The organism is Peribacillus sp. NPDC094092, assembly GCF_050279365.1.
Taxonomy (GTDB): Bacteria; Bacillota; Bacilli; order Bacillales; family DSM-1321; genus Peribacillus.
This window is the reverse complement of sequence record NZ_JBNNUC010000004.1, coordinates 1-22250: the sequence shown is the minus strand read 5'-3', so window position 1 is coordinate 22250 and position 22250 is coordinate 1. Positions and strand designations below refer to the sequence as shown.

Sequence of the window (22250 nt, the reverse complement as noted above, 5' to 3'; positions counted from 1 at the left end):
GAATACTATGTCTCACTTCGACTTTATTTCATTTTCGGATATGAAAATTATTGATCAGGAAGTCTTCCATTATTATCTTTCGCGGGTTTCAGAAAAATGTGCGTGGGTAGAAAATACTTAATGATGAATTTTTATCGTTTTTTAGAGGGGAGCGATTATTTTGCCAGAGAAAGTACAGATAAAAATCAATGGTGCCGAGGCCAGCCTAGAAGGTAATCAAACAATATTACAAATGCTGATGGATAGCTCGATTGAAGTCCCGAATGTTTGTTACCATCCCAGCCTGGGTCCTATCGAAACATGTGATACATGTTTGGTGAGCGTTAATGGAGAACTTGTAAGATCTTGTTCCACCAAAATCAAGAATGGGGATGTAATCGATACAGTTTCACCGGATGTAAAAGAAGCGCAGGTCATGGCGATGGACAAAATATTGTATAACCATGAGCTTTATTGTACGGTATGCGATTATAATAACGGAACTTGTGTAATACACAATACTGTTAAAGAAATGAAGGTAAATCATCAAAGTGTTCCTTTTGATCAAAAACCATATGAAGTGGATCGGTCAAATCCATTTTATCGATATGATCCGGATCAATGCATCCTTTGCGGCCGTTGTGTAGAAGCTTGTCAAGATGTACAGGTCACCGAAACGTTGACCATTGATTGGGAAGCTGAACGCCCACGTGTCATTTGGGACAATAATGTTCCAATCAATGAATCTTCTTGCGTGTCATGTGGACACTGTTCCACAGTTTGTCCGTGTAATGCAATGATGGAAAAAGGTATGGAAGGGGAAGCCGGATTTTTAACCGGCATCGCTAAGCAAACTCTTCGACCCATGATAGAAATCACGAAAAATGTAGAAACGGGATATGGTTCGATTTTAGCGATTTCAGATATGGAATCAGCCATGAGGGATGCAAGGATCAAGAAGACGAAAACGGTTTGTACATACTGTGGGGTAGGATGCAGCTTTGACGTTTGGACCAAAGATCGTAAAATCCTAAAAATCGAACCGCAAGTGGAGGCGCCTGCAAATGGGATTTCGACTTGTGTAAAAGGGAAATTCGGATGGGATTTCGTGAATAGTGAAGAAAGACTTACAAAACCTTTAATTAGAGAAGGGGATGCGTTCAGGGAAGCTGAATGGGAAGAAGCACTGGAATTGATTTCCCATAAATTCACCGAAATCAAGGAGAATCATGGACCGGATTCGATGGCTTTCATTACGTCTTCCAAATGCACCAATGAAGAGTCCTATTTAATGCAAAAGCTGGCAAGGGGAATCATTGGCACCAATAATGTGGATAACTGTTCCCGGTATTGTCAGACACCGGCGACTTTGGGACTATTCAGAACAGTTGGATATGGCGGGGATACAGGGGGCATAAAGGATATCGAAAAGTCCGAACTTGTATTGATCATAGGCTCGAATACATCCGAAACCCACCCCGTTTTGGCTACCAGAATCAAACGTTCCCATAAACTAGGTAAACAGAAGCTGATTGTGGCGGACATCAGAAAGCATGAAATGGCTGAACGTTCTGACCTCTTCATCCAGCCCGCTCCTGGAACGGATCTCATATGGCTGTCGGCCGTGACTAAATATATCGTTGATAAAGGTTGGACAGATAAAGAATTCATCAAAAATCGTGTAAATGGGATGGAGGAATACATCAACACTTTAGAACCTTACACAATGGAATATGCCGAAAAAGTAACAGGCGTAGCAAAAGAGGATTTAATTACGCTTGCAGAAGCCATTCATGAAGCGAGGAGCGTTTCATCGCTTTGGGCCATGGGAGTTACGCAGCATGGAGGAGGAAGCGATACGAGTACAGCCATTTCCAATTTATTGCTCGTAACTGGCAACTACGGGAAACCTGGAACAGGTACTTATCCTTTACGCGGGCATAATAATGTTCAAGGAGCCAGCGACTTCGGCAGTATGCCGGATCGCTTGCCAGGTTACGAAAAAGTAACGGACAAAAATGTACGCACGAAATATGAAAACATCTGGGGTGCAAAAATACCAGAAAACCCTGGCCTTAATAATCATGAAATGGTCGAAGGGATTCATGCAGGTACCATCAAAGCAATGTACTTAAAAGGAGAAGATATGGGTCTGGTCGATTCCAATATCAATCATGTTCATGAAGCATTTGAAAAACTGGACTTCTTTGTGGTACAAGATATCTTCTTATCAAGAACGGCAGAATTCGCGGATGTTGTCCTCCCGGCAAGCCCAAGCTTTGAGAAAGAAGGAACTTTCACGAATACCGAACGCCGTATTCAACGTCTATATCAAGTCTTTGAACCGTTGGGTGACTCAAAGCCTGATTGGCAAATCATTATGAATGTAGCTAATTCGTTAGGAGCAGGTTGGATTTATGAGCACCCAAGTGAAATCATGGACGAGGCCGCTAAACTATCACCATTATATGCTGGAGTGAGTTATGAACGCTTGGAAGGATATAAAAGTCTCCAATGGCCGGTGGCACCAGATGGGAAAGATACGCCGCTTCTATTCACGGAAGCTTTTCCTTTCCCTGATGGAAAAGCAAGGTTATTTCCAGTCGAATGGACCAGACCGATTGACTTTGGGGATGAGTTTGACATTCATGTGAATAATGGCCGATTGTTGGAACATTTCCACGAAGGAAACATGACCTATAAATCAAAAGGCATCACTTCCAAAACGCCAAAAGTATTCCTTGAGGTATCCCCGGAATTGGCAAATGATAGAGGGCTTGAAAATGGCACTCTTGTTCGGCTTACTTCACCATATGGAAATGCAAAAGTGCAATGCTTGATTACGGATCGTGTAAAAGGGAAAGAGGTTTACCTGCCAATGAACGATTCAGGAGAGGGGGCAATCAACCAATTGACAAGCAGCCATTCAGATAAAGATACTGATACCCCTGCTTATAAGGAAGTTCAGGCAAAAATGGAAGTGCTTAGGAACAAGGGAGATGATCCCTTGCCTAGCATCAACCATCGTAATGGCAATCCACAACCACAGATAGGTGTGCAAGTACAAAAAAAATGGGCCCGTGAAGATTATATATTCCCTGGTGACCTCTTGAAAATCAAAAAGGAGGAGAGGAACCATGGCTAAAGCGACAAAAATGATCAATCGAATCAACTTAAGCGATGACGAAAAAAGAAGAATTGAACTGGAGGATATAGAGCGTACCCTTTTGGAAAATAAAGAAGTGATTAAAGAAACCTTTGAAGTTATGAAAGGCATGCAGGATCGAGGTATTTTATCAATGGTTAAAAGTTTGTTGAAGGAAGGGGACAAAGTGCTGAACATTCTGGTCAAGACAGCAGACACCCCCGAAACGGCAAATACGCTAAAAAATATCCTTCTCATACTGGGCACCTTAGGAACACTTAATGTTCAGCAGCTTGAACCGCTTATCCTCAAAGTCAATTCAGGGATTGCCCGTGTGGCCGAATCTGATAAATTTTCAGAAAAGCCAAGCTATCTAACATTGCTGCGTACCTTGAATGACCAAGAAGTCAAACAAGCCATGACTTTTCTGATGACCTTCCTTAAAGGAATGGGAGAAGATACAAGCGATTTAGAAAGAACAACCCAACTTCCAGAAAATCAGCAATTGCATAGAGCGAATGAATCAGCAGACATAGAACGGCCGACCACCAGAAAAACATACGGATCAAGTATACCCAGTAAAGGAGGAAGAGGAAAAAAACGAAATAGCAGCTGGGTTTGGATTGCAGCAGGAGTTTCACTCATAACCATTCCGCTAACTTTATCGAGAAGTAAGAAATAAAGTACATTTCTCGTTCATGTTGAAACGCAAGTAAAATCGTGAACGGTGACGAATATCCACCAAAATATTATAGCCGATGATTCCCTTATGGGAATTCATCGGCTATTTTCGGCAGGAAATAAGTAAATGTGTGCCTTACAAAATACTAATGATGGTAGCACTCTCACCTCATTATTACTTCGTTCTTTTCTTTAAGTGCGGATAATACTTTAAAAATATGCACAAAGTCGTACCATAAAGGCAATTTAATCAATGTGGCATGGATACTTGTCATTTTACACCCTTATAAATATGGAACCAAATACTTGTAGAAATCCATTGCGTACCATAAAATGGGGGTATCAAATTGATCAAGGAGTGTATAAATGAAGCTAAAATTAATGACCATCACTTTGGGGATCTGTTCTTCATTGATACTTTCAGGTTGTTCAGGTGAAGAGGAAAGTGTTGTTCAAAAAGAAAGCAGTCATGAAGGACATTCAGAGCATTCTGTATCCGGAGATCTTCAGGAGGAGACCAGCAGCAAGGAGATAGCACCGGATTTCTTGGCTGATAAACCTGAGGATATGAAGACAATCTATTTAGCTGTTGCGCAAAACAAAGATTTACTTGAAAAAATACCTTGTTACTGCGGTTGTGGAGAGTCAGCTAATCATAAAAATAATTACGATTGTTTTATCCATGAAAATAAAAAAAATGGTGAAGTCGTTTGGGATGACCATGGGACGAAATGCGGAGTTTGCTTAGAAATAGCTGCACAATCCATTTTGGACTTGAATGATGGTATGAGCATCAAAGAGATCCGGAGTAAAGTCGATGAAAAATATAACAGTGGATATGCCAAACCGACCCCGACTCCTGAAGTGTAAAGGTATGAAATCCTAGCGTGAAAATGAATTTGGAAAAATGGCTTTTGCCCGATATTCATTCGGTAAAAGGCCATTTTTTAATTTTTTGGAGGGATGGGTGCTTACATATATAATATGGATTCCAAAGGGGAATACTTCCAATAAACATAAAACTGTAAAGGAGCTACCCCATTGACATTAATTCGCCTTGGCTATGTAGCCATGAGTAATCATGTTCCAAACTGTTCACCATCCCAAACGATGACTTTTGCCCAGTTTTCGAAAATTAAGGACAGAGATGCCGCGATAAGGAAGCTCGAACGTATTTCAATTTCCAATCTTCATAATTGCTGGCGTTTACTGATTCATAATGAAGCTAATAATATCCAGTTCTTTAGACTTTCTTCAAAACTTATCCCTTTAGCCAATCATCCAGAAATTCCAGAATGGGATTACATCGATCCGATTTCAGAAGAACTGGCTAAATTAAAAACATTCATTAAAAACCACCCAAAAATAAGGATAGATTTTCATCCAGATCATTTCGTCATCTTGAACAGTACAAATATCGATATTTTGAAGACATCATTAAAAACATTAAGGATGCATCATACATTATTGAAAAAAATGGGAGTGGATCCCGAGCACCGCTGTGTTCTGCATGTTGGTGGCGGTTATGGGGAGCATGTTCAGGCATTAGAGCAGTTTATTTATAATTGGGGTTTGATTCCTGAATCGATTCAAAGAATGGTCATTCTTGAGAATGATGATACTACTTATACTTTGTCGGAAACCCTTTATTTATGTGAGAAATTAGGGATACCAATGGTTTTTGATTATCACCATTACCTCGCACATCAGTTACCAAATGAAGATTGGAAAGACCATTGGGATCGAATATTAAATACCTGGAGTAATTCGAAGCTGCCTCCTAAAATGCATATTTCAAGTCCAAGGTCCGATAAGGAATTTCGAGCACACGCTGACTTTGTGGACACAGGAATGTTCATGGAATTTTTGCATCAAATAAAAGGAAGCCTACCACAGCTGGATTGCATGATCGAAGCAAAACAAAAGGATGGAGCACTTTTCCAATTGGTGTATGAGCTGAAAAGCTACAAAGAAATAGAGTTCATAGATGATGCCAGTTTTTATATTCATTAATTGATTGGTTACATTTGACAAAGGGAAGCAACTTAGATTCTCTTTATCAAATGTAATGGTTTACATAACATTGTTATTGTTAATATAAATGATTCCATCATCAAATGAGCCGAAGAAATTTCGGGAACGATTATATTTGTTTTTTACAAGAATAAATTGTAATTAATGCCGAACATTCCTTAGCATGGGGAAATCGGCTTTTTAAAATGGCGTTTCCCTTATATTAATATAGAATGCAGACATTATTATAATTTAGAGGAACAGTCTTGTTTAATATTTTATATTTTTTTAAAAAAATATAAAAGCAGTCAAAAAACGAGCTTCATATTTAACTTTTAAAGCTGTTGTTTTAATTCCTTAGAGTCTTTATTCAAGTTTTGATTAAAGTCGCTATATGAAGCTATATGGCCGGTTAATGGAGGTTTTTAGATTTTAAGCGGTTTTTCAGTTTCTTTTATAAGAATATTCCGAATGTAACAAAGGACCTCTATTGATACATTCAAAAACGCGTTAAATCAAGGTTTATAAGGGTATCAAAAGTGATAAAACTTGCCTTTTTTGCACCTGTTCACGTACAATGAAAGAAGGGGAAAGGGGAATGAACCACTCATGCAAGCAACCTCTCAAAGAATAAAGAATGTCCAGCCGATACGCCGGTTGGATCACATAGAAAAGATGAAAAAGTCATTATTAAAATATTGCAGTTACAGGGATTATATGATGTTTTCAATCGGGATAAACATTGGATTACGCATAGGGGATCTTTTACAATTGCGCGTGAAAGATATCCTTGAGGGTACGCATATAGTCATTGTGGAGCAAAAGACAGATAAAATTAAGCGTTTCCTTGTCAATCCTCAACTTCGGAAGGAAGTAAGGAAGTATGTCCGGAAATCGAATCTGAAAAATGAACAGTATTTATTTCCGAGCCGAAAAGGAAATGGTCCAATCACTAGGGTACAGGCCTATCGGGTGCTGAACAAAGCAGCTGAAATGGCAGACATTCCGGATGTCGGTACACATACTCTTCGAAAAACTTTCGGGTATTTGCATTATCAAAAATTCAAGGATATTGCTTTACTGCAACAAATCCTTAATCATTCCAATCCAAAAGATACGATGATTTACATAGGGCTCACACAGGATTTAATGGACGAAACATTAATGGATTTCTATTATTAACAGAACGGACGAACACAACTCCTGTATTACTCATTATTGCTATTACAGGCTTGTAATAGGGAATTATTCCAATGTGAACATTATTTAGATATTTTTGTATGCTCAAAGGTAACTGGTAATACTGGTAATTGAACAGGCCTTAACACATTTGAATGATATCAACAAAAAAAGACTATATTCCAGTCTTTTTTTGTTGATATCATCCAGTAGCGATTCTGTAAAAAATTCCAATTTCTTTTTAAACAATATATTAGAAACATTTAGACTTCTGAAAATCTGTTATTCTACTTTTTTGAATAAATAATATTATAAAAGTTATCAAGAATGTAAGGGGGCAAACAATGAAGTTACTATAATAATATTATGGTAACTAAAAGTGGCGATTTATCCTCCTTGCCCAAAAAGGAATATGAACTTCACCCCACTTGTTAGAGAACATGTAAAAATTGGGGTGAAGTAGGGAAAGCGTGGAAGGAATTCGGGGTATAGTTTGGTTAAAAGGTATTCCTATTCGTTATATGATCTAGCTCCAAAGGCAAAAAAGCATACTCCCCGTCCTTAATAATCTCACATTTACGAACGGGGATCGGCTGTTTAAAAATAGGACCATCTATCACTGTGGTATGGAACTCTCCACCTTCTCCGCAGGGATCAATGCCCCGAGCTTCAAGTTCCTTCACGTATTCATGGGTTAACGTTCGTCCTAAATCATCTTCTCGCATTCCCAATGTTAAATTGACGGTTACAATGACCGTTACGAATCCTAGATGCAAGAACTCTTCGACAGCTTCACGATGGTTCATTTCCCATAAAGGCATTCCAAGCTTCAACCCGGCATTCTTCGTAACCTTATCATGCCAACAGCCATGAGCGGGCATATCCAAGTCTCCAGTTACTAACACTTCTGCTCCTTGATTTTTAGCATTTTCTAAAAGACGCATAAATACTTCTTCATAATCAGTCCAACTGGCAGCTGCTGTATATACAGGCAAACCTATTGATTCAGCTTGGGCATGTATGAGTTCCGGTGGCATCCCATGGGATCTGGAACGTTTTCCTTCTTCCTCCAGCATGACGATCAGTCCTACAGCTTCGCCATCCTTCATTGCTTTATATAGAGCTAAGACACTATCCTTTCCTCCGCTAAAAGATGCTATGAATTTATGCCCGTGAGCATTATTTTTCCAATCGATTAATACTGCCATGCTATTTTCCCCTTTATTCTAATGACTTTTTTGCCAATTTCATATTTTATAGATGAATTTTCATAACTACATTTGTTTGATTTTATCACGGTTGTAGCTTGCAGATAAAATATTAATGCACCCTGACACAAAAAAATGATGAATAAAAAAGAATGCTAAGAAACTACAAATAACGGACTGGACAAGATAAGTCATATTGCTAAAGGAGGTTTATTCCAAATCCCTAGTGAATAAAGGTTAAATAAAAAGGCAGGTTATGGTGGGGTGACGGGGTTCATACCATTAAGGCTAGCTTTAATCAGGTAAGAAGTAGATGATTTTTCTTTATTTTGTATCCATTATTTTTGGAATTGGATACAAAATATTTAATTTTCAGTATTGTAATCGCTTTATATAGTTGATATAGTTAAAATTGTATCCAATATCGAAAGGTGGACGCTGAATTGGATAATGCTAATTCTGGAAAAGATAAATCGACAATCGTTAAAAATGTAACAAAAAGTCTTAGGAAAGCGATTTTGAATGGGACTTTGAAAAAGGGAGAACGACTCATCCAAGAGGAGTGGGCCGATCGCCTGGAAGTGAGCAGGATGCCCATTCGTGAGGCCCTTACACAGCTTCAAATGGAAGGGTTGGTGGAAATGGTTCCCCATAAAGGAGCAATCGTCACACCGATTACCCGGGATGATATTGAAGAAATTTATCATACCAGGTCTCTGCTAGAGGGCCTTGCAGTAGAAAAATCACTTCCGTACTTAACAGAGGAGGACAAAGAAAAACTAAAAGGAATTTTAATAGAAATGGAAGGAATTCAGTTATCTGATGAAACCAATGAGCATTATATCCTATTGAATGCGGCTTTTCATGAAACCCTTCGAAAAGGGTGCCCATGGCCAAGGGTTCAAAAAATGGTAGAAACGCTGGGGATCTCACCCATTGCTCCAAATTTGCTGATTGATTATTACCCAGAAACGCAACGGGAACACCGGATGATATATGAAGCGGCACTAAGAGGAGATCCTGCAGAACTAAGGGCAGCAGTTGAATTTCACATCTTACGGACTAAGAACAATTTAATTACGTATATGGAGTTGCTGAATACTAAAAATCATCAATAAAAGGAGTGTTAATTGTGTATGATTTCGCAATTGTTGGCGGAGGAATTGTAGGATTATCGACGGGAATGGCACTTTACCAGCGTTTTCCTAATGCTAAAGTGGTAGTCATTGAAAAAGAGGCTGTTGTTGCAGATCATCAAACCGGGCATAACAGCGGCGTCATTCATTCAGGAATTTATTATAAACCAGGCAGTTTCAAGGCACGGTTTGCCCGTCAAGGTAGCAAATCAATGACGGAATTCTGCCGGACGCATGGAATTGAACATGATATTTGCGGAAAGGTCATTGTTGCAACAAAGCCAGAAGAGTTGCCCCTTTTAGATGATTTATATTCTCGGGGTTTACAAAATGAACTGGCTATACAAAGAATCGGTGTGGATGAGTTAAAGGAAATCGAACCGCATGTTAATGGTCTTGGTGCGATTCGCGTCCCGCAAGCTGGCATTGTCAATTATCGTCAAGTAAGTGAAAAGATGGCGGATATCATCAGGGGCAATGGCGGTGAGATTAAGCTGAAAACAAAAGTCGAGAAAATTGACGAGGATTTTGATGATGTCATCATCGAAACGAACAATGGTACCATAAAGGCAAAAATGGTCATTAATTGCGCAGGGTTGCATAGTGACCGTATCGCAGCTGCTGCTGGGTATAAAACTGATATGAAAATTGTCCCGTTTCGCGGTGAGTATTTTAAACTGAAGCCCGAAAAACGCTACCTTGTCAATCATTTGATTTATCCGGTACCTAACCCGAAGTTTCCATTTTTGGGGGTTCATTTTACACGGATGATTAGCGGTGAAGTGGATGCCGGTCCAAACGCTGTACTAAGCTTCAAACGGGAAGGCTATAAGAAAACGGACTTCAATGCGAAAGATTTAACTGAAGTTTTAAGCTATAAAGGCTTTTGGAAGCTGGCTAGTAAATTCATGAAGGAAGGGATGGATGAATACGTCCGTTCTTTTAGTAAAAAGCAATTTACAAAAAGCCTGCAGGAATTAATTCCTGAAATTCAAGAAGATGATTTAATCCCAGCACCTGCTGGAGTACGTGCACAGGCGTTACAGGATGATGGTAATATGGTGGATGATTTTCATATTATAATGGGAAAACGGACCATACATGTATGTAATGCACCGTCACCTGCTGCAACAGCCTCAATTGAAATTGGAAAAGAGGTTGTTAACCGCATTCCGGAACAACCACACTTATTGGAAGCCGTATTGACAAAATAAAAATCGTTAAAGAGAGAGGAAGAAGCCTCATGTTCAATGGTAAAACAATCTTCATTGCAGGTCATGCACGCTTACCTCAAGGGATGGCTGCGAAAAGTGTCTTTGAAACACTGACTATCACTGCAGAAGTCGATGCTAAATATGGAGTTGTCCTGGAAGCTTCCTGTACACTGGCAACAGAGCATGGCAGGGAATTTATCGGGCGTCTATTAAAAGGAATCAGTTTAAATGATGGGGTTGATGATGCGATAGAATCCATTCAATCTTATTATCGGGGGAAAGCGGCTAATGCACTGATTGCTGCCTTGAAAGACCTCGATCTCCATTTTCAGCAAATTAAATCAGGAGATAAATCGAAATTACCAAGTTAGGAATATAATTTATCAGAATAATATGTTAAAAGTATTGACAATTTTACGAAAAAACGTTTTAATGGAATTAAGCCAATATTATGACATTAACACCTTTGGAAAATACCTTTTCAGAATCGTGTAAAGATCATATTGATTGGAAACAGGAAAAATAAATCATACATAAACTGCATATTCGCTGTGACTCTATTCGCATAGAGCAGTGAAGTGAATATAAGCCAGTTGTACAGTTTGATTCCTATTTTATTTGGGGTCATGTGCGACTGGCTTTTTATATTTCCCGTTAACTTTGTCACCTATATTACAAATAACAGGAGGAATTATTCATGAGCATTGCAGAAAAAAGGAGAGCTAAGTTCGAAAGGAAAACTGAAAAATACGAAGTGAAAGTTCACCCTCAATCCAGCCGTTTATATCATATTGAAATTTCAAAAGAGGCAATTGCCGCTTTTTTAGAAACCGTATCGAAGGATAATCAGTCTGTTCAGCATCTGGAATATACACCATATGCACGGCTCATCATTGCTTCATATCTATTGGATCAAGTGGGTGAAGATTTTGGTGAAGTGCTTCGGAACATCGTTCATGATCGGGAATCCGGCGGCTTCACCTTAGGCTTGGAGGGTGTCACGGAAAATACGGATGAATACGTCATTTTTGCAACGGCCATTTCATACTTGCTGGGAACTCCAAACCATGATGCGATGTCAGGAAAATATTATGCTCGCTTTAGTGTTCAAGACACGGATAGCAGTGATTCGTATTTGCGTCAGGCCTATCGTTTATTTACCCTCCATACGGACGGCACCTTTGTAGATGAACCGACGGATTGGTTATTAATGATGAAGATGATTGAACAAAATGCTCGCGGTGGCGAATCACGTTTATTGCACTTAGACGATTGGAAAGAGCTTGATATGTATGTGAATCATCCATTATCCAGCCAGAAATTCACATATAAGGCCCCAAAAAGCAAGAACATTGATCAGGAGATTGAAAGATTGACTTTCTTCAATCATAACAACAAACCTGGTATATGTTATATCGATCAATTTGTTTATCCTGAATCAATCGAACAAGCCAAATACTTACGCGATTTATCCGATTCATTAGAAAGCGATGAAAGTGTACTTGAACTGGAACTGCCTGTTGGAGATTTAGTTGTCGTAAATAATATATTCTGGCTTCACGGTCGCGCTGCATTTGAAAAAGACCCGAACCTGAACCGTGAATTACTTCGCCAGCGCGGAAGATTCAATCAATAGTTTCATTTTGTAAACCCAAATTTTTATTTATCCCCAAACCATTTTAAGATAAATTCTTTTCAACCGAAGGGTTGGAAAGCAATTTATCTTTTTTTTAAGGTTCAATTAAAGAGTAACATTGGTGATGGAAGGGAAAAAGAGGACCTTAAACATGGGCCTTTACCTGTTTTATTGCACTATATTCTCTTTAATCCTACTGATCCAACATCAAATCCTCATTTAACTCTATATTTTCTGAAATTAAGGAAGTGAATTGAGCCTCTCTTATGGAAGCCAGTGAATGTCTTCATAACCGAGAACGCACCCGTGCTCGTTGACAAGCCTCCTATTCTGATATACTGATATGGGCAAAATAAATAAAAAATGTGGGGATAGGATTTTATGGGAATCGCTTGTTTTTCTAATTTTACGCAATTTAAGGACTTAATTAATGCTTTACCTGCTGATTATACAGATAAAATGATACAGAGCGAACAATTTTTGCTTGAAAGAGATGAAACGAAAAAACTCGAAATCTATTACGCACCTTTCGAATATGTAAATGAACGGGCCAAAGTGGTAATAGTCGGAATCACTCCTGGTTTACATCAAATGAAAAAATCTTATTCTACCGTAATTAATGAAAGTGGGCACTTACATAGCGATGAAGAGATTCTGCACGAAGTAAAAAAGAATTCCAGTTTTGAAGGAACGATGAGAAAAAATTTGGTTCAAATGTTAGATGAACTTGGATTACACACATACTTAAACATTTCGTCCACACAGGATTTTTTTAACGAAGCTACTCACCTTGTTCATACTACCTCAGTTTTAACCTATCCAGTCTTTTATAACGGTAAAAACTACAGTGGATCGACTCCGAACATTTTAAAGACCGAGTTGCTTAAAAAATATATAATGGAAGGATTTGCTGCAGAAATAGGTACCATTGAACGCCCGCTTATTATTCCTTTAGGCGTTAATGTTTCCAAGGTCTTAAACTATTTAGCGGGTCACGATTATTTGGATGCTAAAAATATACTTCCAGGATTTCCTCATCCTTCTGGAGGAAATGGTCATCGACATAAACAATTTGCAGCAAATAAAGAGCAAATGAAAAACATGTTACAGAACTATTTTTCAAAGGAATGACCACTGATTAAATATACTTAATGAAACTTTAATAGATATAAAAGGATGGCAAACATCGATTAGCTCTTTAATTCATCTAATAGTGTTAAAAGTAAAATTAACTATTTACTATTTACTAGTGATATTTTGGAGATTATAATAAGAACAAATGTTCTTTATTATGGGAGGCATTAAATTGGATGAACTAGAGGAATTTTTAAAATCACTTACTATTGAAGAGTTAAAAGTTATTTATGAAGAAGTATGTGGACCTGATATAAATAGATGAAAAATTCGAATGGAAGATTCTTGATTTTTCATTTCATGGAATGAAAAAATAAATGGAAACATTACTTTTTCCGCAAGAAATCTTGTTAGATAAATTAAAGATTAATCAAGGACCCATTAAAGGTCCTTGATTTTTTTAAGAAAGGAATATTTTAAAAAATGATCTGGGAATTTTTCAGTTGAGCCGACATTTATGGAAGCCAATAGTAATGATTTGAAGGTTATGTGGAAAGTGCACCTCTTACATCATAATTTTCTATATCGATTTCGATTTTTCTATCGAGTGCTAGGTCTGCCAATAGGGAGCCTAAATATGGGCCCATTGTTAAACCGGAAGCTCCAAGACCATTAGCTACGATTATGCCTTCCCAGTCAGGTAAAGGACCCATGACCGGAAGGAATCCCGGCGTGAATGGGCGAAAACCGACCCTTGCTTCAACAAATGTACTATCCGTCAAACCGGGAGCGGTTTGCAAGGCCTTGTTGAAAACTTCCTGCAGCCCTCCTGCGGTCATTCGGTTATCGAAAACTACCGTATTTTCATGCGTCGCCCCCGCAACGATTTTATGATTATCGAAAGCCAAAAGATATTGATCACTGGGGGGCATGACTACAGGCCGGTTATTCGTATTTTCATTTGGCGTTTCCAGATGGATGATTTGAGCCTTTTGGAAGGTGACTTGAAAATTCACGCCAAGTGGTTTCAATAATTCCGGTGCCCAAGCGCCAGCACAAACAATCACTTTATCGGCAGGTATGAATTCATCTCCAAGTGTTACACCTGTCACTTGAGTACCGATATACGAAAGTATAGCCTCACCATACAAAAGTTTTGCACCGTTTTTTTGTGATGCCCGCAATAAGGAATCACGAAGTGCGCGTCCATCGACCCGCGCGGCACCGCTCACGTGAACGGCTGCATATTCTCTGGAAAGAGGCGGGAATAAGGCACGTGTCTCCTCTGCGGAAAGTAATGTGATCGCCCCCATTTCCGGTGCATCTTCTTTCCGTATTGCCGCCCGCTTCTTCATGGCATTCAATTTAGCTTCCTCTGTATGTAGACTTATGGCACCGACTTGGGCATAACCGGTTTCTGTTTCCCCGTCCCGTTCAAGTTCTTCAATTAAACCGGGATAAAAAGCAGCACCATTTTTTGCAAGTAGATACCAAGCCTGGTTACGCCTTTGCGATATCCATGGGCAAACGATTCCTGCAGCAGCAGATGTAGCCTGCCCGACATCTTGACGGTCAATAATGATCACTTCAGCCCCATTTTTAGCTAACTGATAGGCAGTTGAAGCTCCCAAAATTCCTGCACCGACCACAATGATTTTTTTCATATTCAACATCTCGTTTCTCTCATATGTATAAACTCATAACACTACTATATCGAAGACATGAATTGATTGCTACAATCGACATTGTAATTTCTTTCACAAAATTATTTTATCTATAATGAATATGCTATGATTGAAATTGCGAGAGCTTGAAAAGATACTAGGAGGACAAATCATGTTAAAAAAACAAATGGAATCATACATATCAAAATCCGTAACCGAAAAAAAGGTTGAGTTGTTTAAAGAAGAAAAGGATTATGTAGAAAAGCATAAATTAATTGCCGATGATATCATTATAGTGGAAAAAGAAAATACATCCCGTTTTACTGATGCTTATATGGAGCGCAGTAATAAAGAAAGCGAAGAATTAATCTCGGAAGAGAACTATGCATTTTTATCACAACCCATCGATTATTTGAAAAAAAACAGAGATGAATTCCTATACTTTGAATCACAATGGTTCGAATTAATTGGTGTTGAGGCACTTTCGTTAGAAGTCGATGATGTTTTCGGCACATATAACGCGATGTTCGGATTGAAATTCCAGAAAAAAATGGGTGAAGTGTTAAAAACATATTTAACTAAGGAACTTCAAGAAGCAATTGGATCGTACAGTTTAATGTTTAATCAGGGCGAAGGGCTATGGGACGTGAATTTTGCCTTGGATAACTTAAAAGGGTTTAGAGATGGCATGTCATTAGAAGAAGCTTTTGATTTAATCTATCATTTTCTTTTTATCCTTGTACAAACAATCGAGGAAAATTTATAAAATGAGGTGTCGTCATACATGTTAATGACGTCAGTTTGTAGACAAAAGGGTTTCGGTATGCTCTCATGCCGACCCCTTTTTGTCTTTAATGCCCCATGCTATGTGTTTTATATTTTAATCGATTGGATCTGGATATCGATTAAAGGAACTTGAAAGAAATCGTCGAATTGATTAATGATATACTTTTATTTAATAAACTTAAATGTTTTACATCGGAAGGGGAAGTTATAGTTGCTGAATGAATTGAAAGTTACTCAAGTTACCATTCCACTGCCTTTTAGGTTGGATCATGTCCATTGTTTCTTAGCAGAAAGTAAAAAAGGATGGACGATCATTGATGCGGGATTAAATAACAAAACGACAAAGGATTTATGGAACCCAATTATCGAAAAACACGATATTACTGATCTTATCATCACCCATTATCACCCAGATCATTTCGGATATGCTGGGACATTACAACAATTAACCGGTGCCGATGTTTGGATGACACAAGTGGATGAACATGCGGGAACTACGTATTGGGAAACGGATTCGCTGAATCTGCTTAAGGAAAACTATAAGGCATGTGGTATGGAAGACGAGGTGGCCATTGCCTTATCCAGTGACGAAAGTGGATTCGTGCCCCAAGTAAAACCCTATCCTACCGTAAATCATCATCTTGAAGAAGGAATGAAGCTGCAGTTTGGCAAATATGAGTATGAAGTAATTTTCACGCCGGGGCACTCTGATGGCCTGATATCATTATACAATAAGGAAAGAAGTGTCCTTTTTTCGACAGATCATATATTGCCAAAGATATCTCCAAATATTTCGTATTGGTTTAAAGGTTCTTGCAACCCATTGGAAGAGTTTTTTACTTCCTTGAAAAAAATACAAAAGCTGAACGTTGAATATGTCATCCCTTCACATGGGAAACCGTTTCAAAATGCCAATAAAAGAATTGTTGAATTGTTGGACCACCATCGGGACAGATTGCATGTAATTCATGAAAACATGAAAGAGCCGATTACTGTAAAAAGTGCTTGCCATATCTTATTTGGAAATCTGCCCATTCATGAAACCAGGTTTGCTGTTGGTGAAACATTGGCTCACCTTGAATACCTTCTTTTGAATGACCAATGCAGAAAGTTTAAACGTGATGGCAAATGGTATTATCAATCCATTTGATATATTGAACATTGTTTCTAGCTCATGTCATATGAGCTTTTTGTGCATGCAAAACGTTAATGAATAAGTTTAAACGGTTTAATTTACTTAAAAGGAAAAAATGTTATGATTATTTTTAGATTCTTATGAATATTGAATCGCTGGAGAAGATTTACTGAAGATAGGTTGGGAGTTTTGAGATGAAGAACACGTATATGAAAACAGCATCAGCAGTGTATATTAATTATTTCCTGTTAGGCATGGTCAATATCATGCTCGCATCGAATATGTCGTATTTAACGGAGCAATGGGATACAGATAATGCCGGGGTAAGTAATATCATCGAAGCTATAGGGGTAGGGAAGTTACTTACATATGCATTTACCGGATATTTATCAGATAAAATCGGGCGTAAACCATTAATTATTGCTTCATCATTGGGAATGGGTATCTTCTTGTTCGGTATTCCATTATCACCAAATTATCATTTGGCTTTTGTTTTTGCCATCCTTGCAGGTGTCGCTAATTCTTCGATGGATGCCGGTTCATATCCTGGTTTAACAGAAATTTTCCCAAGAGCTTCCGGTTCTGCCAGTGTACTGGTGAAAGCATTCATGTCTGCTGGAGCTTTTCTTCTCCCGTTCATGATATTATTTTTCTCGAATCATGAGATGTTTTATGGTCATGCCTTTTTTATTCCTGCTGCCATTTATTTATTGAATTTGATGTTTTTATTCACGGTTTCCTTTCCAAGTACAAATATGTATAAGGAAAAACAAGTGGATGTTCGTACCGGGAGTAAGAAATTCATTTCAGAACCGGTATTAAGCAAAGAGGGACTTGCTCTTGTGATAATCGGCTTCACTTCAACAGGATTATTCACCGTTTCACAGATATGGCTTCCGACTTATGGTCAGCAAGCTGTGGGCATGACGATGGCCAGTTCCATCAAATTACTGAGTTATTATAGTTTAGGGGCGCTTATTTCTGTATTGGTTTTATCCGTATTATTAAAAAAGATCGTGAGGCCAATAACGGTTATCATGGTTTATCCGGTCATAACTTTTATTTCAATCCTTACGATCCTTTTGGTTAAGGTACCGATCATCGTTTCCATCACCGCATTTTTCATCGGACTTTCCACTGCGGGGATTTTTCAATTAGCCATTACGATTATGACGGAATTTTTCTGGAGAAAAAAAGGAACCGTGACAGGGATCGTGGCAACGGCTGCTGGATTGGCTTCTATAGTTATGCCGCTTGTAACGGGGTGGATGTCGAAAAGCGGGAATATATCAATCATCTTCATATTTGATGCTTTTCTGTCTGTAACTGGTTTTATAGCTGCAGTTTATGTGTATTATCGCTATGGAAAACTGATGGGTAAGGGAAAAGAGCAGACAGGGGATATTCGTTTACATGCCTGATACATTTTGGAGCAGCCTAAAATGACTTCACTTATTGATAAAGTGAAAACCACCGCCCATAAACTTGGGCGGTGGTTTTTTCATTGTCTGGCACCTATATGTCCCTTTACTTCTTTCATGATATCTTCAAGGGATGTGACAATTCCTTTATCATCCTTATAACTGATGTGCTTAGGTTGAAAATGGATAGGTGAATCCAAACCAGCAGCGGCTGAGATCCGGTATAATCCTTTTCTAAGTGTAACAAGAAAATTGACCACACGGAATTTCTTTTCGTCGATGACAAGTGCCTTTTGCAGTTCGGGATCAGTGGTTGCTACCCCGACAGGACAAGCATTGGATTGACATTTCATCGTCTGGATACATCCTATCGCAATCATGAAACCACGCGCTATGTTAACAAGGTCGGCTCCCATGGCTAGGGCAATGGCGATTCTATCAGGTGTGAACAATTTACCGGAGGCAATGATTTTAACCCGATCACGGACGCCGTATTTTTCCAGTGTCGATACTAAAATCGGCAACGCGGATTTTAGCGGCAATCCTACACTATCGATCAATTCCTGATAAGAAGCACCAGTGCCGCCTTCACCGCCATCCAATGAAATGAAATCCGGACCTTTCCCGGTTTCTTTCATATAGCTAGCAAGTTCTTCAACACTGTCATTGCCGCCGATGACCATTTTGATGCCGACTGGGATGCCTGTATGTTCCCTGATTCTTTCAATGAAATCGCACATGGATTTCACGTCATTGAATTGATGAAACCGATTTGGACTATCAATCGCTTTGTACGGTTCGACCTTACGGATTTCAGCGATTTCCGGATTCACTTTTTCAGCATCGATATGCCCTCCGCGAGTTTTGGCACCTTGAGCCAATTTGACTTCAAATGCTTTGATTTCTGGTATTTCACTTTTTCTTTTTAACTCTTCCCAATCCATTTCGCCCTTACTATCACGAACCCCAAACATGGCTGGCCCGATTTGCATGATTATATCGACACCGCCGGTTAAATGATAAGGAGAAAGTCCGCCTTCCCCAGTATTCATCCATGTGCCCTTTGCTGCAGCCAATCCCTCAGAAAGGGCAGTGATTGCGTTCTTACCCAAAGAACCATAACTCATGGCGGACATGCCGATAAGACCTTTTACCCGAAAGGGATGCTTAGTGTTTGGGCCGATGGTCACGGCATCTTCATCATCCAATAAGAATGCAGAGGACACTTCATCTCCCCATTTTTCTTCTCGCTGTGAGAAAAGCGGGTCCTTCATTAGAATGTATCTTTTAGTCGTCACCTTTGTTTCTCGATCGTATTTTTCTTCTTCGGCCAATTTTGGGAACATGCTATTCTTAACAAAGAAGCCTTCTTCATCAAAATCCCGTTTTGAACCAAAACCTATAACATCCCTTAAATATTTTGAACTTTTCACCATATGTTCATAATCATCCCTGGAAAAGGGTTTTCCTTCGTTATCACTGTTAAACCAATATTGCCGCATTTCAGGCCCTATTTTTTCCAGGAAGTAACGTATTCTCCCGAGCACGGGATAATTTCTTAAAATTGCATGATGCTTCTGGGTGCGATCAAAGAAAATCATATAAACTAATAGGAAAGCCAAGACGATGATAACGATCAAAATTACGGTAAATCCTAGGATAATTAAAAGATTTGCGATGCCACTCATTCAAATTCCCTCCTGATATGCAAAAAAATCATGTATTGTTAATCTACTCGGTAATTCGATCAATTATACAGATTTCCAATGCAAGGATTTAATAGGAATAGAATGAGTTAATTTAAAAGACCGTCTTATTTTTACTTTATATTACCCAAATGGCCAACTGCTTAGTTTATGGCATCATTAGTTCATGTGAATAATACCGTTTTATCGGTATATAAAGGCATTACGAGGATATACATTCTTTTTTGCACATACCCCGATATGTTAGTTACTAAGGACAAAAATTGTTGCAGTGTCCCGGCCAATTGCAGATAAGCTGCTTAGTATTCTTTCATGTAATTGCCGTTTCGTCCGCTCATCTCCCCTTTCAAACAGTGCCTTTTTGCTTCACCTAGTAAAAGTGCTGATTCAGCTTCCAGGAAAAAGTGGCATTTGTAAGATTCCTTTTCCTTCCACTACGGAGCACAAACCGATTCGACTAACCGAGCCTTTTGTTTAATTGATTGGTTGATGACTGTATCCAGTCTTTGGTCGATACTATTTTCAGCAAGCGCAGCAGTGGGAGTGAAAACCCGAGTCAAATTGACCCAACAAGGGTGTGCTGAGAATCAAAAACAGTTTCCGTCATTTGAATCACTTCACTCTTATTTAACGGATATAATTTCAATTCACCCCATGCAAACAAGCTATGACTTATAATGAAAGTGTGAATGGTTGTTAGTTTAAGCCTTTAGCAGCCTTATACTTAAGGTAGGTGGGTAAATAACAGAATGCTAACTAAAGATCATGTTTTCTATAACGTATAACCAAGGACAAAGCGAGCAACAAGTCATACTATTTTTCGTATGGAATGAAAGATGATTTAAATATATCAAAAGATTATAATTAAAAATTCATTCAAAGGGGGCCTGAGCATGAAAATTGTTATTGCACCTGATTCCTTTAAAGGAAGTTTGTCAGCAATAGAGGCATCGGAAGCAATCGAGCGAGGGGTCAGGAAGGCACTGCCGGATGCGAAAACAGAATTGGTTCCTGTAGCGGATGGCGGGGAAGGTACGATGGATAGCCTTTTGGCAGCTACGAATGGTCGAAAAGTTGAAGTGACTGTTAAAGGACCATTACTTGAAGACGTTCAGGCAGCATATGGAATCTTGGGTGATCAGGAAACATGCGTGATTGAAATGGCCAGTGCATCCGGACTGTGCCTAATCGATCCAGATGAGTTGAACCCATTGATCACAACTACATACGGAACAGGGGAGCTGATTCAAAAAGCATTGAATGATGGCTGTCGAAAGTTCATTTTAGCGGTAGGGGGAAGCGCTACCAATGATGCGGGTGTTGGAATGCTCCAGGCTTTGGGAATGAGGGTGTTTGATGAAGACGGTAAACCGCTTGGATTCGGCGGTGCCGAATTATCGCGGATATCAGAAATTAATATGGAAGATTTTGATTCCAGAATTGCCGATTCCGAGTTTTTGATTGCTTCGGATGTCCAGAATCCGTTAGTCGGTCCGAACGGTGCATCAAGTGTATTCGGACCTCAAAAAGGTGCCACTCCTGCCATGGTTGAAATGCTTGATAAAGCTTTATCATTATGGGCTGATTTAGTGGAAATCAAGACAGGCATACACTTGCATGATAAAGCGGGTGCTGGTGCTGCAGGCGGAATCGGAGGTGCATTCCAAGCCTTTTTCCCTGCAGAAACAAAAAGGGGCATCGATATTGTGTTGGAGCATACGAAAATGGAGGAGAAATTTTCCGATGCTGATTGTGTCTTTACCGGTGAGGGCCAAATCGATTACCAGACTGCTTCAGGCAAAACACCAATGGGAGTTGCACAAGAAGCCAAAAAGCATGATATTCCAGTATTTGTTTTAGCTGGATCGATCGGAACTGGGATTGACGTTTTATATGACCATGGAGTAACCAGTGTACATAGTTTAGTGAACACTCCTATGCCTTTAAAAGAAGCAATGGAAAGAGGAGCTGAATTGCTGGAAGCTACAGCCGAACAAGTAATGCGGACTTTTTTGGGAGCAATTAAATAGGGGATCTTTAATTGTTTTCTAAAAGAGCTTCAAGAATTCCCATTTAGTTACCGGTTGGCATTTTATAAAATTTGTGGCGATGCTTTTCCTATTTAACAAACGGGTAAGTTAGCTGTAGACCGAAGCTGTCTTTAAGGCAGCTTTTTCATTATGCAACTGATATGAACGAAACTGTCAACCCACCACACCCAAATGTTTTAAATGGTGTTACATTCAGCAATGAATAGAGTTATTCCTTGTTCA

16 protein-coding genes and 1 pseudogene are annotated in these 22250 nt (G+C 39.1%); 14 read left to right on the top strand and 3 right to left on the bottom strand.

Annotation, left to right across the window (positions count from 1 at the left end):
• Nucleotides 1–160: 160 nt before the first annotated feature.
• The 5 genes and pseudogenes from fdhF to ACQKNS_RS18585 all read left to right on the top strand — a co-directional run bounded on the left by fdhF (nt 161) and on the right by ACQKNS_RS18585 (nt 7000).
• A complete protein-coding gene (gene fdhF, locus ACQKNS_RS18605; RefSeq protein ID WP_427644771.1) occupies nt 161–3124 on the top strand; it encodes a formate dehydrogenase subunit alpha in 2964 nt (987 codons plus the stop codon).
• Nucleotides 3117–3638 (top strand): annotated as a pseudogene (locus tag ACQKNS_RS18600) (DUF1641 domain-containing protein); the annotation flags it as partial. The gene fdhF and the pseudogene ACQKNS_RS18600, both read left to right, overlap by 8 nt.
• Nucleotides 3639–4171: 533 nt before the next feature.
• Complete coding sequence (locus ACQKNS_RS18595; RefSeq protein WP_427644770.1) at nt 4172–4675, top strand: PCYCGC motif-containing (lipo)protein; 504 nt, start codon at nt 4172–4174, stop codon at nt 4673–4675.
• A gap of 171 nt (nt 4676–4846) precedes the next feature.
• Nucleotides 4847–5818 (top strand): UV DNA damage repair endonuclease UvsE, encoded by a 972-nt coding sequence (gene uvsE, locus ACQKNS_RS18590; RefSeq protein WP_427644769.1) that lies wholly within the window; start codon nt 4847–4849, stop codon nt 5816–5818.
• Between the two features lie 609 nt (nt 5819–6427).
• Nucleotides 6428–7000, top strand: a complete 573-nt coding sequence (locus ACQKNS_RS18585) for a site-specific integrase (protein ID WP_194719377.1) — start codon at nt 6428–6430, stop codon at nt 6998–7000.
• 494 nt (nt 7001–7494) lie between these two features.
• Here ACQKNS_RS18585 and ACQKNS_RS18580 read toward each other — a convergent pair whose 3' ends face one another.
• Entirely contained in the window at nt 7495–8205 is a 711-nt protein-coding gene (locus ACQKNS_RS18580; RefSeq protein WP_427644768.1) for a diphthine--ammonia ligase, read from the bottom strand.
• Between the two features lie 443 nt (nt 8206–8648).
• Between ACQKNS_RS18580 and ACQKNS_RS18575 the strand changes: the two genes are divergently transcribed.
• The 5 genes from ACQKNS_RS18575 to ACQKNS_RS18555 all read left to right on the top strand — a co-directional run bounded on the left by ACQKNS_RS18575 (nt 8649) and on the right by ACQKNS_RS18555 (nt 13322).
• Nucleotides 8649–9323 carry a GntR family transcriptional regulator gene (locus ACQKNS_RS18575; protein ID WP_427644767.1) on the top strand — a complete coding sequence of 225 codons (675 nt, stop codon included), beginning with the start codon at nt 8649–8651 and terminating at the stop codon, nt 9321–9323.
• A gap of 14 nt (nt 9324–9337) precedes the next feature.
• Nucleotides 9338–10555, top strand: a complete 1218-nt coding sequence (gene lhgO, locus ACQKNS_RS18570; protein ID WP_427644766.1) for an L-2-hydroxyglutarate oxidase — start codon at nt 9338–9340, stop codon at nt 10553–10555.
• Between the two features lie 29 nt (nt 10556–10584).
• A complete protein-coding gene (locus ACQKNS_RS18565; protein WP_427644765.1) occupies nt 10585–10926 on the top strand; it encodes a DUF3870 domain-containing protein in 342 nt (113 codons plus the stop codon).
• A 326-nt stretch (nt 10927–11252) separates the two neighbouring features.
• Nucleotides 11253–12191 (top strand): glutarate dioxygenase GlaH, encoded by a 939-nt coding sequence (glaH, locus tag ACQKNS_RS18560; RefSeq protein WP_427644764.1) that lies wholly within the window; start codon nt 11253–11255, stop codon nt 12189–12191.
• A gap of 381 nt (nt 12192–12572) precedes the next feature.
• On the top strand, nt 12573–13322 hold the full coding sequence (locus ACQKNS_RS18555; protein ID WP_427644763.1) for a hypothetical protein: 750 nt from the start codon (nt 12573–12575) through the stop codon (nt 13320–13322).
• Between the two features lie 488 nt (nt 13323–13810).
• On the opposite strand, the gene ACQKNS_RS18550 is transcribed toward ACQKNS_RS18555, so the two are convergent.
• Complete coding sequence (locus ACQKNS_RS18550) at nt 13811–14929, bottom strand: NAD(P)/FAD-dependent oxidoreductase (RefSeq protein WP_427644762.1); 1119 nt, start codon at nt 14927–14929, stop codon at nt 13811–13813.
• Nucleotides 14930–15101: 172 nt separating this feature from the next.
• On the opposite strand from ACQKNS_RS18550, the gene ACQKNS_RS18545 reads away from it, so the two are divergent.
• The 3 genes from ACQKNS_RS18545 (at nt 15102) to ACQKNS_RS18535 (ending at nt 18271) form a co-directional block, all read left to right on the top strand.
• Nucleotides 15102–15695, top strand: a complete 594-nt coding sequence (locus ACQKNS_RS18545; RefSeq protein WP_427644761.1) for a branched-chain amino acid aminotransferase — start codon at nt 15102–15104, stop codon at nt 15693–15695.
• 231 nt (nt 15696–15926) lie between these two features.
• On the top strand, nt 15927–16865 hold the full coding sequence (locus tag ACQKNS_RS18540) for an MBL fold metallo-hydrolase (protein ID WP_427644760.1): 939 nt from the start codon (nt 15927–15929) through the stop codon (nt 16863–16865).
• A gap of 179 nt (nt 16866–17044) precedes the next feature.
• Nucleotides 17045–18271: an MFS transporter gene (locus ACQKNS_RS18535; protein WP_427644759.1), complete on the top strand. Its 1227-nt coding sequence runs from the start codon at nt 17045–17047 to the stop codon at nt 18269–18271.
• Nucleotides 18272–18351: 80 nt separating this feature from the next.
• Here ACQKNS_RS18535 and ACQKNS_RS18530 read toward each other — a convergent pair whose 3' ends face one another.
• Nucleotides 18352–19959: an FMN-binding glutamate synthase family protein gene (locus ACQKNS_RS18530; RefSeq protein ID WP_427644758.1), complete on the bottom strand. Its 1608-nt coding sequence runs from the start codon at nt 19957–19959 to the stop codon at nt 18352–18354.
• A gap of 911 nt (nt 19960–20870) precedes the next feature.
• Here ACQKNS_RS18530 and ACQKNS_RS18525 point away from each other — a divergent pair.
• Nucleotides 20871–22007, top strand: coding sequence for a glycerate kinase (locus tag ACQKNS_RS18525; protein WP_427644757.1), 1137 nt, complete (start codon nt 20871–20873; stop codon nt 22005–22007).
• Nucleotides 22008–22250 lie beyond the last annotated feature (243 nt).

Bases quoted from the DNA above. Each gene is read 5' to 3' on its own strand.
- ACQKNS_RS18595 (WP_427644770.1), top strand. From the start codon at position 4,172: ATGAAGCTAAAATTAATGACCATCACTTTGGGGATCTGTTCTTCATTG.
- ACQKNS_RS18585 (WP_194719377.1), top strand. From the start codon at position 6,428: ATGCAAGCAACCTCTCAAAGAATAAAGAATGTCCAGCCGATACGCCGG.
- ACQKNS_RS18580 (WP_427644768.1), bottom strand. From the start codon at position 8,205: ATGGCAGTATTAATCGATTGGAAAAATAATGCTCACGGGCATAAATTC.
- ACQKNS_RS18565 (WP_427644765.1), top strand. From the start codon at position 10,585: ATGTTCAATGGTAAAACAATCTTCATTGCAGGTCATGCACGCTTACCT.
- glaH (WP_427644764.1), top strand. From the start codon at position 11,253: ATGAGCATTGCAGAAAAAAGGAGAGCTAAGTTCGAAAGGAAAACTGAA.
- ACQKNS_RS18555 (WP_427644763.1), top strand. From the start codon at position 12,573: ATGGGAATCGCTTGTTTTTCTAATTTTACGCAATTTAAGGACTTAATT.
- ACQKNS_RS18550 (WP_427644762.1), bottom strand. From the start codon at position 14,929: ATGAAAAAAATCATTGTGGTCGGTGCAGGAATTTTGGGAGCTTCAACT.
- ACQKNS_RS18545 (WP_427644761.1), top strand. From the start codon at position 15,102: ATGTTAAAAAAACAAATGGAATCATACATATCAAAATCCGTAACCGAA.
- ACQKNS_RS18535 (WP_427644759.1), top strand. From the start codon at position 17,045: ATGAAGAACACGTATATGAAAACAGCATCAGCAGTGTATATTAATTAT.
- ACQKNS_RS18530 (WP_427644758.1), bottom strand. From the start codon at position 19,959: ATGAGTGGCATCGCAAATCTTTTAATTATCCTAGGATTTACCGTAATT.
- ACQKNS_RS18525 (WP_427644757.1), top strand. From the start codon at position 20,871: ATGAAAATTGTTATTGCACCTGATTCCTTTAAAGGAAGTTTGTCAGCA.